Here is a 14281-nt window from a genome sequence, read left to right on the forward strand (position 1 = left end):
GGCCGCGCAGTAGGTGCTATTCGCCACGAGTCTCGACGCCTGATCGGTACGGCGATCGAGCCGGACAACCTGCGGCGGGTCTGGTACCCGCTGCGGGAGGCGGCCGGGCTGGGTGACATGCGCTTCCACGACCTGCGGCACTCGTGTGTGACCTTGCTCCTGCGGCTGAAGGTGCCGCCGCACATCGTGCAGGCGATCGTGGGCCACGCGGACGTACAGGTAACCATGGCGATCTACGCTCACGCATCGCTGGAGGACCAGCGGAAGGCGCTGGACCAGCTCGCGGACGCCGTCGCCGGGTAGACGTTGCTGGATTAGCGGGAGGATCGGCGGTTCTCAGAACGAGAAACCGCAGGTGACAAGGGTGGTCAGGGGCGGTCTCGAACCGCCGACCTTCGCTTTTCAGTTCGACAGGAGGCCGCCGTTGCCGGGATGGCGGCGTCGTGACGCGGGCCGGTGAGGCGGTCTATGACGCCGCGCGTGCTTAGCTGTTGCTGGACTGATCCCCTTTGGCGTGTCCAAATCAAGGGGTGCCGGTCAGTCGCGCGCGAGCCATTGCATGTCGGATGAACGCACCTTCTCGCCTGACGCAAGCTGGACCTGCGCTGTCACGGTAATGAGAGTGGCGTCTCCGAGTTTAGCCAGCATCTCGAGTGTTTCCGCCTTCATTAGCCAGCGGACTGCGTCGCCCTCAGGTAGGCGATATGGCAACGGCGGGTTCGAAGGCGGAAAATCGTTGCGTCCCAACAGTGCCGATTCGAAGACCTCTTCGCTGCCTGACTTCCGATAGCCAAGGTAGAAGGCGACGTCCTCGACTGACACGGAAGTTGAGCCGACATTGCGGATGTTGACGAATATCAGCCGAGGATTGGATGACAGCGAGGGATTTAGCGACTGAATGCCTTTGAGGTCGTCTAAGGACATGGCGGCGATTTCGGACGGATTCAGGGCAATGCCGGCCAGTAGATCAACTTCGACCAGTCGTACAGGTGTCTGTGCCGCCATGAACCTCTCAAGAATGTCTTCCAGGTTCGCGTCGTTAAGTTGACGATTGAGAGCTTGCAGGCCGTCGGTTGGCTCGTTTGCCTGCTTCCATTCCTTGAGTACATCGACTGGATACTCATTGGGCCTGATCCGATCGACTAGCTTGTGGTGCGGCGTGCAGAGCAGAATTAGGTTTCCGAACGATGCGCGCTCTAAATCAGACATGGATGAATCGAACCGAGCAGACCCTTCCTTGGCGCCGCAGATGTGAGCGATCTCAACGGCAACGATCGGCTCGCCGCTCTCGTAGGTCATGATCGGCGTCGAGCATCCTGGGAAGTAGCAGGTGGCGTCCGCCAGTCTGAACAGTGCGCGTTCGGTTCCTGTGCTGTAGTCCCGAGGCCCTTTAGTCACAACCCGACTCTACCCGGCTACGATTCTTCGCCGATTGAACCGGCCACAGATTCAGCCGGGCGTTCAAGGGTGGATCGACCCAAGTCACCGACCGCTATTCGGCTCGACTCAGGAGATCCGAGTGCGGAACGGTCAGGTGGCGCGAGCTGCCCTTGGGTTGCCCCGATGCCGAGGGAGCGCCTTTGCTTTGCCTCGATACCGGAGCGGCCCAAGGGCTGGGCACTTCCCGTAGGACGGATCTATCCTCAAATATGGCACCCCGCCCGCGCTGGTATCACCAACTCCAAGCATCCAAGACCGAAGCCACGCTTGCCGTCGACCTCTACAACCGTTCCGGCACTGAACGACAGCTCGAAGCCTTCATTGTGCACATGTGCATGGCATGGCTCAAGCTCCTGCAGTCGAAGGTCGAACGTGACGGCGGCGACCTCTACATCCGAAACCATCGAGGCCAGCGGCAGCGGAGCGCAGACGGCGACTGGCTACATAAGCCGTTGGCGACATTGCTTGCTGAAGAGTTTTCAGATAATGATCCCAGGCGAGTGAATCTGAACTTCTTCGTGGGGTTAAGGAACCGTATCGAGCATCGCTACGAACGAGATATAGCGGCCCTCATTGCTGGTCGAACCCAAGCCTTCCTGTTGAACTATGAGCAGACGCTAGTGGGAATGTTTGGCGCAGATCAGTCTCTCGGTGAGAATTTGAGATTCCCGCTGTTTTTGTCATCTATCACCGATGATGCCGCGGAAGCGCTAAAGGCTTTGCGTAAGCGAGTACCGAAAGGTGTCCTGGAATGGGTGCAAGACTTCGATGCAAATCTGGAGCCTAGTATCAATGACGATCAGAGATTTGACTTCCGCATCTATTTGGTACCTTATACCGGACCCAAGACTGAAGCGGATGCTGCGATGACGTTTGTTCGGATGGATGAACTCACGGAAGACCAGCGCGGCAAGTTGGATGAGGTGCAGACCATCATTCGTGAGAAGCAGGTGTCCGTGTCAAGCCTAGGTACGCTTCGGCCGGGTGAGGTGGTCAAACGTGTGCAGTCGCAGATCTCGTGGCCGTTTAACATGAATCATCACACAATGGCGTGGCGATTTTATAAGGTTCGGCCGTCAAGTGGGGCTGACGACAAAGAACTTACGAAGTCAGATTTTTGTCGTTGGAATAGCACCTGGCGGCAGTATGAATATACGGAAGCTTGGGTTGCTTACCTGGTGCGCAAGTTGAGTGATGAGCAGACCTATAAGGAAGTGATGGGGGTTTCTGATGGCGGCAAAGATGCGCCTGATGCGACCGCCGATCTAGCCGCGTCGGCCTAGGTGCGTTGAGGCATGCTGTCAGTGGATGGCGGCCGCCAGGTCGAACATGCTGATCAGGATGGCATCAGCTCCAGCCGCTTCGAACGCTTCGCTCTTCCCTGGTTTATTGGCGTATCCGATCGTCGGGACACCTGCTGCTCGACCAGCGGTTATGTCAGTCGTTTGGTCACCGACAAAGACGCATGAGGTCGCACTGATGCCCAGCGTTCTGATCGCTCGTTCGATGAGATGGGGATCGGGCTTCATCAACGTCGGATCGGCCGGGTTGCGCCCCTCTATGTGCGCCACCTGTCCTGAGAGTCCAACTTGTGAGAGGTATGCAACGACGGCTTCCGCGTAATTGTTGCTCACGATCGCCGTGAGACGCCCGCTAGCGGCGCAGGCTGCAACGGATTCGGCTGCGCCTGGAGTTGGGCGGGCGGTCTCGGTCGCCGCTAGTTCAGCCTTCTGGAGAGCGGCTTCTAGCTGGCGGGCCAGCCCCAGATCGCCAGCCGCAGCAAGTAGCAACTCGTGCGGGCTAGAGGCCTGCTCTAGTCCTGGTCGTAAGTCGCCGCGTATCTGGTAGGCCAGCTCCAGAAGCTCGCGCGTGATCTGAGGAGCTGGGTATCCGTCGAAGAGCGAGCAGATTGGGCCGTCGAAGTCGAAGAGGACGGCTTCTGCTGAGCTGAGGATCTTTGTCAGGGGATTGGTGGTCACAGGTCGCGGACCTGGCCTAGCGTCTGCCAGAGGCTGTCGAACCATCGGCGCGCCTGGTCGACGTACTGCGAGCCTGTTGCTCGGTCATCGTCGCTGATGGAGTGGTGGAAGAGGACAGTGTCCTTGCCGACGGCATCGAATGTTGAGACGGGTTTGCCGTCGATTTCGACCTCGCGCTCTACGACTGGGTAGAAGCCGAAGAACACCTCTTCTTCGTTCAGTGCATAGAGCTTGAACATCATCGGCAGGCCGACGACGCGGACCTCAGCGGTCACCTTCGAGACCAAGCCCAGCTCGCCAAGTTCGCGGATTGACTCAAGGATCTCTCCGGCCGACCGGTTCGCGATCTTCTCCACGCGTGCTCGCACAGATGGGTCGTCACCAGGGTCCTTGCCGGCGCGGGAAGGCACGGCCATAGGTTGGGAGAGATCCGGTAGGAGCATCCGGATAGTGATCGACTGGGGAGTGAGGCGGCCGCGCCTGATGCGGTCGATGGGCTCTTCGAGAGCGCCGAGCAGCGTCTCGCCGGTTAGGCCGGCAAAGTCGATGGTGACTGAGTCGCGCTCGAAAGCCTTCTCGATGTGGGGACGGAGCCCGACCGCCTGGTCGGCCTGCTCGCGGACGTACACGCCGCTGCCGACGCGCGACACGATCAGGCCCTCATCCCGCAGGATCCGCAGAGACTGCTGGATGGTCATGCGGGCGACGCCGTACTGCGTGGCGAGGTCGTTCTGTGAGGGGAGTTTCTCCCCGGCCTTGAACTTGTGCGTGAGGATCGCCGCGCGCAGCGCGTTGGCGACCTGCTTGTACGGCGGGCGCGGGTCAGTCGGGTCTAGCTGCTGCTCCATGACCCGGATTCTACTACCTGACTAGGCAGGCTAGGCGAGCTGTTCCGAAAAGCTTGACCTGGCTAGCCAGCCTATGTAACTTAGCCACATGACGACCTGGCTAGTCAGGCTAGTCAGATCGAAATCAGCTTTGAAGCGACGCCCCGGCGGCTGTCACCGCCGAGGCGTCTGGGTCGCACTAGTCCATTGCGTAGAGGAGCACAACCCAATGAGCATCATCCACCTTTCGTCCGTCAGTGACGAAGGACCGTCCGAGGCGGATCTCGCCAAGATCGATCGTGAGTGGCCGCTGATCGCGGCCGACCTGGACGTCCTGAACGCCCAGATTGCCCAGCTCAACGCCGGCCCGTTTGCCTCCGACCTCGACTGGCGTCGGCTGCGGCGCGCTGAGCGTCGCGTGTTGGCGGTACAGCGGCAGCTGGCCGAACGCGCCGGTGGCGGGGTCCATCCCTGCGCCTGCCCGTCCGGCGTCGTCACGAGCACGCTGCGCGACGGTGGCGAGCAGTGCTCATCGTGCGGTTCGACCTGGGACCGCAATGACCAGATCATCGTCTGGCGTGGCTTCGACGACGAGGTCGCGTGATGAGCTGCCGTCGCTCGACTGGTCTCTGTGCGGTCCTTGCTGAGCGCTTCGGTGTCGCTGAGGACCAGGTACACGACGAGCTTGAAGCCCGTCTGGGTGCGCTGTGGGCGACGTTGACCGGCGACGCCCCGGCCGATTCCGCGCAGGTCGCTACCGCACACGGCGACTTGTGGGCGCTGTCGGGGTTCGTCGCTGACGCCCGCCGCGTCCTCGCTGGCGAGGAGGTTGCGGCATGAGCACGCCACTGCGCAGCAGCTACCCGGTCCCGGTAGCGGACCTGATCCCGGCCGCCCGCAAGCTCGCGGAAGACCTGGGCACGGTCCCGTCTCGGAACCGGATCATGAAGGAATACCGGATCGGCGCCGACAAGGCGCGGGCTATCCTCGACGCGCTTACCGAACCCACCCCGGAGCCGACGCCGGACCCCGGGCCGGAACCGACCGAGCCGCACCTGCGGGCGGTGGAGAACCTGCCGGACCCGGACCCGACCGAAGCTGCGGGAGAGATGCCCTCCGCGCCGGGGGAGGGGGCATTTCCGCAGGTCACGGCGCCTGTAGACCCGGTGATGGTTGCCGAACCCACCTCTACCGTGGTGGTCCCCGCGGCTTCCCTCCCGCAGCCTACGGACCAGCCGGCTGAGACCGCGCGCCCGGTGCGGTCATGGCCGGTCCTGCTACTGGCCCTACCCGCGTTTGTCGCGGTCTGGTCCGGGTGGGTCGGACTCGGCACCCTCACCGGTTTCGGGGTCGTCCACCCGCTGCCCGGCATCGCGGACGACTTCACCATCAACTCCGCCATCACCCTCCCCATCGGGGTCGAGACCTATGCCGCGTTCGCGCTGCGGGTCTGGCTGTCCGGGCAGGTGCCGGCATCGGCCCGCAGGTTCGCCAAGTGGTCCGCGCTGGCCTCGCTGGTGCTGGGTGCGCTCGGTCAGGTCGCCTACCACCTGCTGGAGGCATCCGGGGTCACCCGAGCGCCGTGGCAGATCACCACTGTCGTGGCCTGCCTGCCCGTCGCCGTCCTGGGCATGGGCGCCGCCCTCGCTCATCTGGTCCACGCCGGACCGCAACCGGTCCGCCCACCGGGCCGGTTCCGCCAGCTCCGCGCCCGCCTGTTCAAGAACGGGGAGAAGTAGCCATGACCGAGCCTCTGACCGACGCCGTCCCTGAGCCGATCGACCTCGACGCGCACCGTGCCCGCCGCGATGACACCTCCCAGACCCCGGACGACAACGCCGGCGTTGCGGTGCCGCTGTCGGCCGGTGAGGTCGAGCGGATGGATACCGCCTATGAAGTCGTCCTGGATGACGAGACCGACGCTGCGCCGGGGGCGGGCAAGGTGCTGATCCCGGTGGACAGTGCTGCTGCCGCGCCGGTGGCTGTGGCTGTGGGTGAGCGGTTGCCGATCATCCCGGTTCACCTGCGCCCGGAGAACCTCCGCGCAACCGTCCACCGCGCGCTGATCCGGTCGGGCCACGTGGCCGCGTTCCATGCGGTGCGGTCGCCTTGGTACGGCTGCAAGCTCGGTTGGTTCGCCGGCCGTGGGCTTGCCCGCGTGGTGCGTAATCAGTTGCGGTGGTGGTGGGTGCCGAACTCGTTTGCCCTTGAGCAGAAGGCCGCTGACGGCAACGAGCTGAAGGAGTGGGAGAAGATCCACCGCGAACTGAAGCGCACCCGCCTGTGGCGTGGCTTCGTTCTCGCGGCTCAGAACCTGGGCCTTGCCATCAGTGCCCCGATCGCCCTGAACGCCGCTCCTACGGTCGCTGTAGCGGCTGCGGCCGCCAGTTTGGTCGCTGCTGCCGCGCACTACGGCCGTCCGGCCGGTCAGACGCTGGTGGGTACTGCGGTCGTCGCACCGAGGTTCCGGAAGCTGAACTCTGACATCGTCTTGCGGGCCTACTACGCGGCCGGACTCGGCAAGCCCGACAAGACCGACCAGGAGGTGCGGTTCGGGTCGCAGATGTCCCGCGATGCCCGCAACACCGGGTCTCAGGTGCTGGTGGATCTCCCGTACGGCAAGGGCTGGACCGACGTGGTCAACTGCCGGGAAAAGATCGCCTCCGGCCTGGATGTGCACGTGAACCAGGTGTTCCTGACCCCGGACAAGACCTCTAGCCGCCGGCACACACTGTTCGTGGCCGACCGCGACCCGCTCGCCGTCCCGGTGGGCCGCACATCGCTGCTGGACTGCAAGCGCCGCTCGATCTGGAAGGCATTCGTGATCGGCCGCGACGAGCGAGACTCGCCGGTCAAGCTGTCGCTGATGTGGAACTCGCTGCTGGTCGGAGCCCAGCCGCGTAAGGGAAAGACGTACTTCGCGCGCCTGCTGGCCCTGTACGCCGCACTGGACCCGAACGTGCGGCTGATCGTGGTGGACGGGAAGAACTCGCCGGACTGGCTGGCGTTCAAGAAGGTTGCCCACCGCATCGTTTTCGGCACTCACCCCAACCCCAACACCGATGACCCGATCGAGACGTTCCGCGCGATCCTGGACGAGATCCTTGCCCACATCGACCGCGTGAACAGCATCCTGACCACGCTGCCGGTCGAGCTGTGCCCCGAAGGCAAGCTCACCGAAGAACTGCACAATGATCCCCGCTATCCGGACCTTCACGTCCTGGTGCTGGTGATGGAAGAGTTTCAGGTCTACTTCGAGACCGAGGACCAGAACGTCAACAAGGAGATCGCCGCCAAGCTGTCCCGCATCCAAGCCGTAGGCCCATCGGCCGGGGTGATCATCGAGTCCAGCTCGCAGAAGCCGTCCGGTGTCGGCGCCGGCGACGTGGCCCGACTCTTCAACCGGTACAGGGATAACCACACGCTGCGGTTCGCGTTGAAGTGCGGCAACCGGGTCGTGTCCGAGGCCATCTTGGGCGGCGACGCCTACCAGGAAGGCTTCGACGCGGCCACCCTGCCGGTCGGGGACGAGTACCGAGGCGTCGGCTACCTGTACGGCGCATCCGATGCGACACCGACCGTGCGGACCGAGCTGGCTGACGCCACGGACGCGGACAAGATCCTGACCGCCGCCCGTGTGCTGCGGGAACGGCTCGGGCTGCTGTCCGGCATGGCGGCCGGCGAAGAGATGCAGCGCGGCAGCCGTGACGTCCTGGCCGACATCTTGACCGTGATGGGCGCCGACACCGCCGCGCACTGGGACACGATCGCGGGGCGGTTGGCCGACCAGATGCCTGAGCAGTACGACGGCACCACCCCGGACGCGATCTCGGCTCAGGCGCGTGGGTTGAACGTGTCCAGCGTCAACGTCAAGCGCGACGGCGTGACCCGCAAGGGCGCCAAGGCCGACGACATCCGCGCCGCCATCGCCCGCCGCAACACCTAGACCGGGATCTACAAAGAGTCACCAACTCAAGAGGGGTGCGGGGTGAGTTGAAGTAGCGGCCCGGCCGCTACCGGTAGCGGCAACGCTACCCGTCCCGCTACCCCGCAACCCAGACCTGACCAGGCCGTTCATCCCCGCGTAGCGGGTAGCGGCCACGGCTCCTCACGCCCAAAAACAGCCCTCTGGAGGCTCCTCGTGTCCAGTACCCCCGCTACCGCTATCCCAGGCGCCGCTACCCACGGTAGCTACCTGGGTAGCGCCTCGATCGACCTCACCACCGCTGTGCAGACGGCCGGACAGGTGGCCACTGTCGCACTCATCGTGACCGCCGTCGCTGGCTTCTACCTGCTGACCTGTGCTGTCTGGCCGTTCGGGAAGTGCCGCCGCTGCACGGGCGCCGGCAAGTTCAAATCCCCGTTCGGCAACGCCTACCGCCACTGCGGCAGGTGCGACGGCTCCGGCCTGCGAGTCCGGTTCGGCCGGAAGGTCATCTCCTACTACCGCCGCACCCACACCGCCGCCACCAACTCCACCAGCAAAGGCGCCCGCAAATGACCGACCACCGGCTGCACCTGGTGTCCCTGTGCGCCGGGATCGGCGGCATCGACCTCGGGTTCCACCGCGCCGGCATCCCGACCATCGCCGCTGTGGAGATCGACCCGGCCGCTCGCGGTGTCCTGGGCGACAGGTTCCCGGCAACTGTCCTGTTCGAAGACCTGACGAAGGTGACCGCCAATGACCTCATTGCAGTTGGAGTTGTTCCCGAACGAACCATCGTCGCAGCCGGATGGCCCTGTCAGGGCAACTCATCTCGGGGCCGTCGTGGCGGCCTGGGTGACCCACGCACGGGCTTGTGGTTGCACGTCGCGCGACTGCTGGCGCAACTACATCCCCGTTGGTTCGTCGGCGAAAACGTCCCTGGCCTTCTCTCGGTCAACGACGGTAGAGACTTCGGTGCGGTCCTCGGGGACCTGGCCAACCTCGGGATGGACGCAGCCTGGCGGGTTCTGGACGCTCGCGGTTTCGGAGTACCCCACCGACGCCGCCGCCTCGTCCTTGTCGGACATTCTGGAGACCGGACCGCACCTGTCCAAGTACTCCTTGAACCCCACAGTGTGCCGGGGAATGCTCACCCGCACCGAGCGACGACGACGCAACCTCCCGGCACCGCTACGGCAGGCGCTGGAGCAGACCGCAGCGAGCGAACCGGCCACCGAGGCAGCGGCATGACGGCGTGGGCGCCGGCGTCGGCGTACGCGCTGGTCAGTCACGGCGGCAACGACAAACAGGACCCGTCGATGGTCACCTACGTCGTCCAGCCCCACACCGGGCCACGACGCCTCACCCCGCTGGAATGCGAACGGCTGCAAGGGTTCCCGGACGGCTGGACCACCATCGCGAACGGTGCCCCGCAGACCGACGCGGCACGGTATGCCCAGCTCGGCAACTCGGTGCCGGTGCCGGTGTTCGAGTGGGCCGCCCGCCGGATCGTGGCCGTCGAAGCGATGAGGGCTGCGGCATGACTACGCGGCTGATGGACAAGGCGAGCCTGCACCCGGCAAGGGCGCGCTGGGTCGAGCTGTGGAACGGCAAACAAGCCCTCGGCTGGGACCACCACGGCACCCCGGTCTTCAAGTTCAAATGGGCACCCGGTGGACTCGCGACCCGCCGGCAGCTCCGAGCCATGCGGATGTGTCCGGGCGGGCAGGAACCGTACGCGCTGCTGGTGTGGCGCAACGGGCAGCGCTGGGCCTGGCTCTACCGCCTCGACCTCGCCCGCCCGTCGCGGGTGCCGTCACCGGCCCAGCTCAACGCGCTCGACAAGGCCATGGAAGCGCGCCGTACCTGCGGGCAGTGCGGCACGGTCGCCGACTACTGCATCCCCACCTCAGATGGCCGCTGCGTCGAGTGCATGACCGGCGACTACCGCACCGCCATCCCCAACGCCTACGCCTACGCCGCCTGACATTCGTCGAGGGGAGATCTACCGATGAACGAGATCCTGACCGCTGCACTCGCCGCCGCCGGCCGTGGCTGGCCGGTGTTCATGCTCGCCCGGTCCAAGCGGCCCGTAGCCAACTGCCACGCCTGCCGCCTGGCCGATCACGACCCCGCGACCTGCGGACACCTGACCTGCCACGGCTTCTACGCCGCCACCACCGACCCTCACCGGATCACGGCGCTCGTTGCCGCTGTCCCGTACGGTCAGCTCGCCGTCAGGACCGGTGCCGTCTCCGGGCTCCTGGTGGTCGATATCGACCCCGCCCACGGCGGCAACGACAGCCTTCACCAGCTCGTCAACGAAGGGCTACTGCCGCGCACGCTGCGGGTCATCACCGGCTCCGGTGGACAGCACCTGTACTACCGCCACCCCGGCCAGCCGATGCCCTCACGCCCGATGCCTGGACGACCGGGAATCGACATCAAAGCCGATGGCGGCTACGTCGTCCTCCCACCCTCGATCCACCACCGCACAGGGCTGCCGTACCGATGGGCGACCACCACCGGACCCGACGTGGAGGAGATGCCCCCCGCCGCCCTCGTCGCCGCCTGCCTGCCACCTGTGCCGGCCGAATCGTCCACCCCGCAAACCAGCCCAGCCACGACACAACCGGGCGGGGGCATCTCCCACCCCGCCAAGCTCCTGGACGCCCACTTGGACGCCGTACGCCGCGCCCCCAAAGGCAGACGCCGCACCACCCTGTACGGCGCCGCACGTGGCGTCGCTCGGATGGTCGCGGCCGGCGTCATCGACCAAGCCGACGCCATCACCGCACTGATCTACGTAGGACACCAAGCCGCCCAAACCGACCGGGACATCAGGACCGCCATCACTGGCGGTTTCCGTGACGAAGGGATCGCCGCATGACCGACCACGACCACGACCAGGGCGACGCCATCGACGGCGCCGAACTGCTGGACGCCGTCAGGGCCACCGTCGCGCGCTACGTCATCTTGCCCAGCACGTCCGCGATGGTCGCAGTCGTGTTGTGGATCGCTGCCACACATGCCGTTCCGGCGTGGAACTGTGCGCCCCGGTTGGTGATCCGGGCGCCAGAGAAGCGGTGCGGGAAATCGCGGCTGTTGGACATGGTCGAGGGCATGTGCCACCGGCCGCTGATGACCACCAACGCATCACCGTCAGCGGTCTACCGCTCCATCGGCAAACAGCCCTCCGATCCGCCGACGCTGCTGATCGATGAAGCCGACACCATCTTTGGCGCCAAGGCAGGCGACAACGAAGACCTACGCGGCCTGCTCAACGCCGGTCACCAACGCAACCGGCCGACCCTGCGCTACAACGCGGGCAAGGACGACGTGGAAGACATTCAGACGTTCGCCATGGCCGCGCTTGCGGGCATCGGCGTCATGCCGGACACCATCGAAGACCGTGCTGCGATCATCCGTATGCGCCGGCGCGCCCCCGGCGAAAGTGTCGAGCCTTACCGGATCCGTCGCGATGGCCCGCAGCTAGGTGAGTTGCGTCAGCGGCTGAACGAGTGGCTCACGGCGCACCTGGACGTGCTCACCGCTGCCGCGCCGGACATGCCGTTGGAAGACCGCGCTGCCGACACGTGGGAGCCGCTGATTGCCGTTGCCGACCTCGCCGGCGGTATCTGGCCACGCGCCGCCCGCAAGGCCGCTGTAGCGCTCACCAGCGACCGGGACGCAGGCGACGAAGCGTCACTTCACACCCGACTCCTGGCCGACTGCCGAATCGCCTTCCAAGACGCTGACGCGCTGCCCACCGCAGTCCTGCTCGACCGGCTCAAAGCCGATCCCGAAGCGCCTTGGGCAACCCACGGACCGAACGGGCTGACCCCGGCGAAGATGGGCGCCTTGCTGCGGGACTTTGAGATCCGTAGCGCGAATATCCGGTTCACCACCGGGCAGGCCAAGGGCTACACCCGCAGCGATTTCGCCGACGCGTGGAACCGGTATTGCCCGGAGCCAAAGCCTGCCGAGGGGGAAGGCGTCCCAGCCGTCCCAGGCGTCCCTTCGCAGGTCAGCACGGGGACGGCTTCACCCCCTGGGACGGCTCAAGCCGTCCCAACCACCCAAGCCGTCCCGGGCCTGACCAGGGAAGTTACGTCTGGGACGGCTGGGACGGCTTGGGGACCCCGACCTGTTCCTGCCCTGACTGACGACACCCGAGAGACCGCATGAGCACGCCCGGACAGAACGGAGTCACGCCTCTTATGACCACGATCCCGATTGCCGAAGCGGACCGTTTGCTCATCACCACGGAGGACGCTGCCGCGCGGCTCGGCATTCATCGGTCGACCCTCTACGACCTCATCCGCAGCAAGAAGTTGAAGACCCTCAAGATCGGCAGCCGTCGGCTCATTCGAATCGCGGCACTGGAAGAAGCTATCGAGCTTCTGGAGCAAGAGGAGGCCGCAGCGTGAAGGCAGCAAATGGCGATGGCTCGATCTACTGGCGCGAGAGTCGGGGACTGTGGGTTGCGTCCGCCTATCTGCTGATGGCTGATGGGACCTACCGTCGAAAGGAGGTGTCGAGCAAGACGAGGGACATAGTCGTCCGGAAGTTGCGCGATCTCCAGGCTAAGTCGGACAAGGGCATTCCGGCCGAGGCGACCAATTGGTATCTGGACGCCTACCTGAAGTACTGGCTGGAGCACATCGTGAAGCCGTCGAAGAAGCCGAAGACGCATCAGGGCTACGAATTAGTGGCGCGGGTGCACCTCATTCCTCATCTCGGTCGGAAGAAGCTCCACAAGCTGAACGGTGCCGATGTGCGGCTGCTCATCAAGCGGGTTCGGAGCACCTGTCTGTGCTGCATGCACGGATACGACCAACGGCGCGTTGCCGAGGCGAAATGCTGCGCTATCGGTCGGTGCTGCGAGCGGCGACCATCGGATCGGCTTGTGGAACAGATTCACGCCGTACTGCGGAATGCTTTGCAGGCGGCTGTTCGTGAAGAGGTGTTGCAACGGAACGTGGCCAAGTTGGTCCAGATCGAGGGTGCGCAGTACGACACCAATCGGGGAGCGACCGAGGATCAGGCGCGACTGTTGCTGAAGGCAGCCAAACCCACCCGGCTATATGCGCTGTTCGTCTTGGCGCTGTTCATGGGACTGCGACGCGGCGAGCTGCTCGGGCTGAAGTGGGAGGACATCGATTGGGTTGAAAAGACCCTGACCGTACGGCGCACCCTGCAACGTGTCGATGGGGCACTGCGAGCGGTCACCCCGAAGACCAGGAAGTCTCGCCGGACAGTGCCGCTCATCGAACTCTGCCTAGACGTGCTTAGGACTCACAAGGCGCTGCAAGCGAAGGAGCGCCTGGCGGCCGGCGCAAAGTGGGTTGATACCGGTTACATCTTTACGACCGAGATCGGTACGCCGATCGAGCCGGACAATCTGCGGAGGGATTGGTACCCGCTTCGGGTGCTGGCCGGGCTGGGGGAGATGCGCTTCCACGATCTTCGGCATAGCTGTGTGACCTTGCTCCTACGGCTCGGAGTGCCGCCCCACATCGTGCAGGCGATCGTCGGTCACGCGGACGTGCAGGTGACGATGGCGATCTACGCGCATGCATCGCTTGAGGATCAGCGGAAGGCGCTGGATCAGCTCGCAACGTCGGTCGCGGGGTGACGTTGCTGGACCTGTTGCTGGACTAGCGGGTGAGTCGGCGGATCTCAGACCGAGATCCACGCTCAATTATGTGTGGTCAGGGGCGGTCTCGAACCGCCGACCTTCCGCTTTTCAGGCGGACGCTCTACCAGCTGAGCTACCTGACCGGGGAGAAAGTTCGGCGGCGGTGTGTTTTACACCGCCGCCTTCTCCTGGCGACCCAGACGGGACTCGAACCCGCGACCTCCGCCGTGACAGGGCGGCACGCTAACCAACTGCGCCACTGGGCCAGATTGACTCGATGATCCTACAGCATCTTCGAGGTGGTTCTGACACCGGTCTTTCGACCGTATCCCCAACGGGATTCGAACCCGCGTTACCGCCTTGAAAGGGCAGCGTCCTAGGCCACTAGACGATGGGGACTCGGACCCGCGGGAGCCGAAGCTCCAGGGACAGCCGTAAGCATAGAGGACGTCGGGCCGGGCTCCAAAAC

General features: G+C 64.8%; 16 protein-coding genes, 3 tRNA genes and 1 pseudogene. 14 read left to right on the forward strand and 6 right to left on the reverse strand.

The window, feature by feature from the left end:
- The first annotated feature begins 69 nt into the window (after positions 1–69).
- On the forward strand, positions 70–303 hold the full coding sequence (locus tag AB0L70_RS08845; RefSeq protein ID WP_363681825.1) for a tyrosine-type recombinase/integrase: 234 nt from the start codon (positions 70–72) through the stop codon (positions 301–303).
- Positions 304–537: 234 nt separating this feature from the next.
- Here AB0L70_RS08845 and AB0L70_RS08850 read toward each other — a convergent pair whose 3' ends face one another.
- Positions 538–1398 (reverse strand): hypothetical protein, encoded by an 861-nt coding sequence (locus tag AB0L70_RS08850; protein ID WP_363681618.1) that lies wholly within the window; start codon positions 1396–1398, stop codon positions 538–540.
- Between the two features lie 251 nt (positions 1399–1649).
- Between AB0L70_RS08850 and AB0L70_RS08855 the strand changes: the two genes are divergently transcribed.
- Positions 1650–2723, forward strand: a complete 1074-nt coding sequence (locus AB0L70_RS08855) for a DUF3644 domain-containing protein (RefSeq protein WP_363681620.1) — start codon at positions 1650–1652, stop codon at positions 2721–2723.
- A gap of 18 nt (positions 2724–2741) precedes the next feature.
- On the opposite strand, the gene AB0L70_RS08860 is transcribed toward AB0L70_RS08855, so the two are convergent.
- Both AB0L70_RS08860 and AB0L70_RS08865 read right to left on the reverse strand, forming a co-directional pair.
- Positions 2742–3419, reverse strand: coding sequence for an HAD-IA family hydrolase (locus AB0L70_RS08860; protein ID WP_363681622.1), 678 nt, complete (start codon positions 3417–3419; stop codon positions 2742–2744).
- Positions 3416–4267 carry a GntR family transcriptional regulator gene (locus AB0L70_RS08865; protein ID WP_363681624.1) on the reverse strand — a complete coding sequence of 284 codons (852 nt, stop codon included), beginning with the start codon at positions 4265–4267 and terminating at the stop codon, positions 3416–3418. The genes AB0L70_RS08860 and AB0L70_RS08865 overlap by 4 nt, the downstream gene beginning before the upstream one ends.
- Before the next feature lie 208 nt (positions 4268–4475).
- Here AB0L70_RS08865 and AB0L70_RS08870 point away from each other — a divergent pair, with 208 nt between their 5' ends.
- From AB0L70_RS08870 to AB0L70_RS08925, 12 genes and pseudogenes are all read left to right on the forward strand, one after another.
- Positions 4476–4850, forward strand: coding sequence for a DUF6284 family protein (locus AB0L70_RS08870; RefSeq protein ID WP_363681627.1), 375 nt, complete (start codon positions 4476–4478; stop codon positions 4848–4850).
- The gene (locus AB0L70_RS08875; protein ID WP_363681629.1) at positions 4850–5086 is read left to right on the forward strand and encodes a hypothetical protein; all 237 of its coding nucleotides are present in this window, start codon (positions 4850–4852) and stop codon (positions 5084–5086) included. Before AB0L70_RS08870 ends, AB0L70_RS08875 begins: the two co-directional genes overlap by 1 nt.
- Positions 5083–5985 carry an ABC transporter permease gene (locus AB0L70_RS08880; protein ID WP_363681631.1) on the forward strand — a complete coding sequence of 301 codons (903 nt, stop codon included), beginning with the start codon at positions 5083–5085 and terminating at the stop codon, positions 5983–5985. The genes AB0L70_RS08875 and AB0L70_RS08880 overlap by 4 nt, the downstream gene beginning before the upstream one ends.
- Before the next feature lie 2 nt (positions 5986–5987).
- Positions 5988–8192, forward strand: coding sequence for a cell division protein FtsK (locus AB0L70_RS08885; protein ID WP_363681633.1), 2205 nt, complete (start codon positions 5988–5990; stop codon positions 8190–8192).
- Between the two features lie 195 nt (positions 8193–8387).
- Complete coding sequence (locus tag AB0L70_RS08890; RefSeq protein ID WP_363681635.1) at positions 8388–8747, forward strand: hypothetical protein; 360 nt, start codon at positions 8388–8390, stop codon at positions 8745–8747.
- Positions 8744–9220: pseudogene (gene dcm, locus AB0L70_RS08895) on the forward strand (DNA (cytosine-5-)-methyltransferase); the annotation flags it as partial. The gene AB0L70_RS08890 and the pseudogene dcm, both read left to right, overlap by 4 nt.
- A 198-nt stretch (positions 9221–9418) precedes the next feature.
- The gene (locus AB0L70_RS08900) at positions 9419–9715 is read left to right on the forward strand and encodes a DNA cytosine methyltransferase (RefSeq protein ID WP_363681827.1); all 297 of its coding nucleotides are present in this window, start codon (positions 9419–9421) and stop codon (positions 9713–9715) included.
- On the forward strand, positions 9712–10158 hold the full coding sequence (locus AB0L70_RS08905) for an RRQRL motif-containing zinc-binding protein (RefSeq protein ID WP_363681637.1): 447 nt from the start codon (positions 9712–9714) through the stop codon (positions 10156–10158). The genes AB0L70_RS08900 and AB0L70_RS08905 overlap by 4 nt, the downstream gene beginning before the upstream one ends.
- Before the next feature lie 24 nt (positions 10159–10182).
- Positions 10183–11061 carry a bifunctional DNA primase/polymerase gene (locus AB0L70_RS08910; RefSeq protein WP_363681639.1) on the forward strand — a complete coding sequence of 293 codons (879 nt, stop codon included), beginning with the start codon at positions 10183–10185 and terminating at the stop codon, positions 11059–11061.
- Complete coding sequence (locus AB0L70_RS08915; protein WP_363681641.1) at positions 11058–12359, forward strand: DUF3631 domain-containing protein; 1302 nt, start codon at positions 11058–11060, stop codon at positions 12357–12359. Before AB0L70_RS08910 ends, AB0L70_RS08915 begins: the two co-directional genes overlap by 4 nt.
- Positions 12360–12391: 32 nt before the next feature.
- The gene (locus tag AB0L70_RS08920; RefSeq protein WP_363681643.1) at positions 12392–12601 is read left to right on the forward strand and encodes a helix-turn-helix domain-containing protein; all 210 of its coding nucleotides are present in this window, start codon (positions 12392–12394) and stop codon (positions 12599–12601) included.
- Positions 12598–13809 (forward strand): tyrosine-type recombinase/integrase, encoded by a 1212-nt coding sequence (locus AB0L70_RS08925; RefSeq protein ID WP_363681645.1) that lies wholly within the window; start codon positions 12598–12600, stop codon positions 13807–13809. Before AB0L70_RS08920 ends, AB0L70_RS08925 begins: the two co-directional genes overlap by 4 nt.
- A 73-nt stretch (positions 13810–13882) precedes the next feature.
- Here AB0L70_RS08925 and AB0L70_RS08930 read toward each other — a convergent pair.
- The 3 genes from AB0L70_RS08930 to AB0L70_RS08940 all read right to left on the reverse strand — a co-directional run bounded on the left by AB0L70_RS08930 (position 13883) and on the right by AB0L70_RS08940 (position 14211).
- Positions 13883–13955 (reverse strand) — tRNA-Phe (locus tag AB0L70_RS08930).
- A gap of 46 nt (positions 13956–14001) precedes the next feature.
- Positions 14002–14078 (reverse strand) — tRNA-Asp (locus AB0L70_RS08935).
- A 60-nt stretch (positions 14079–14138) separates the two neighbouring features.
- Positions 14139–14211 (reverse strand) — tRNA-Glu (locus tag AB0L70_RS08940).
- Between the last annotated feature and the right edge of the window lie 70 nt (positions 14212–14281).

It is taken from the genome of Kribbella sp. NPDC051952 (assembly GCF_040680855.1).
Lineage (GTDB): Bacteria > Actinomycetota > Actinomycetes > Propionibacteriales > Kribbellaceae > Kribbella.

Coding starts and splice junctions, on each gene's coding strand:
- AB0L70_RS08865 (WP_363681624.1), bottom strand. CDS start 4,267: ATGGAGCAGCAGCTAGACCCGACTGACCCGCGCCCGCCGTACAAGCAG.
- AB0L70_RS08920 (WP_363681643.1), top strand. CDS start 12,392: ATGACCACGATCCCGATTGCCGAAGCGGACCGTTTGCTCATCACCACG.
- AB0L70_RS08875 (WP_363681629.1), top strand. CDS start 4,850: ATGAGCTGCCGTCGCTCGACTGGTCTCTGTGCGGTCCTTGCTGAGCGC.
- AB0L70_RS08855 (WP_363681620.1), top strand. CDS start 1,650: ATGGCACCCCGCCCGCGCTGGTATCACCAACTCCAAGCATCCAAGACC.
- AB0L70_RS08885 (WP_363681633.1), top strand. CDS start 5,988: ATGACCGAGCCTCTGACCGACGCCGTCCCTGAGCCGATCGACCTCGAC.
- AB0L70_RS08915 (WP_363681641.1), top strand. CDS start 11,058: ATGACCGACCACGACCACGACCAGGGCGACGCCATCGACGGCGCCGAA.
- AB0L70_RS08880 (WP_363681631.1), top strand. CDS start 5,083: ATGAGCACGCCACTGCGCAGCAGCTACCCGGTCCCGGTAGCGGACCTG.
- AB0L70_RS08905 (WP_363681637.1), top strand. CDS start 9,712: ATGACTACGCGGCTGATGGACAAGGCGAGCCTGCACCCGGCAAGGGCG.
- AB0L70_RS08900 (WP_363681827.1), top strand. CDS start 9,419: ATGACGGCGTGGGCGCCGGCGTCGGCGTACGCGCTGGTCAGTCACGGC.
- AB0L70_RS08910 (WP_363681639.1), top strand. CDS start 10,183: ATGAACGAGATCCTGACCGCTGCACTCGCCGCCGCCGGCCGTGGCTGG.
- AB0L70_RS08870 (WP_363681627.1), top strand. CDS start 4,476: ATGAGCATCATCCACCTTTCGTCCGTCAGTGACGAAGGACCGTCCGAG.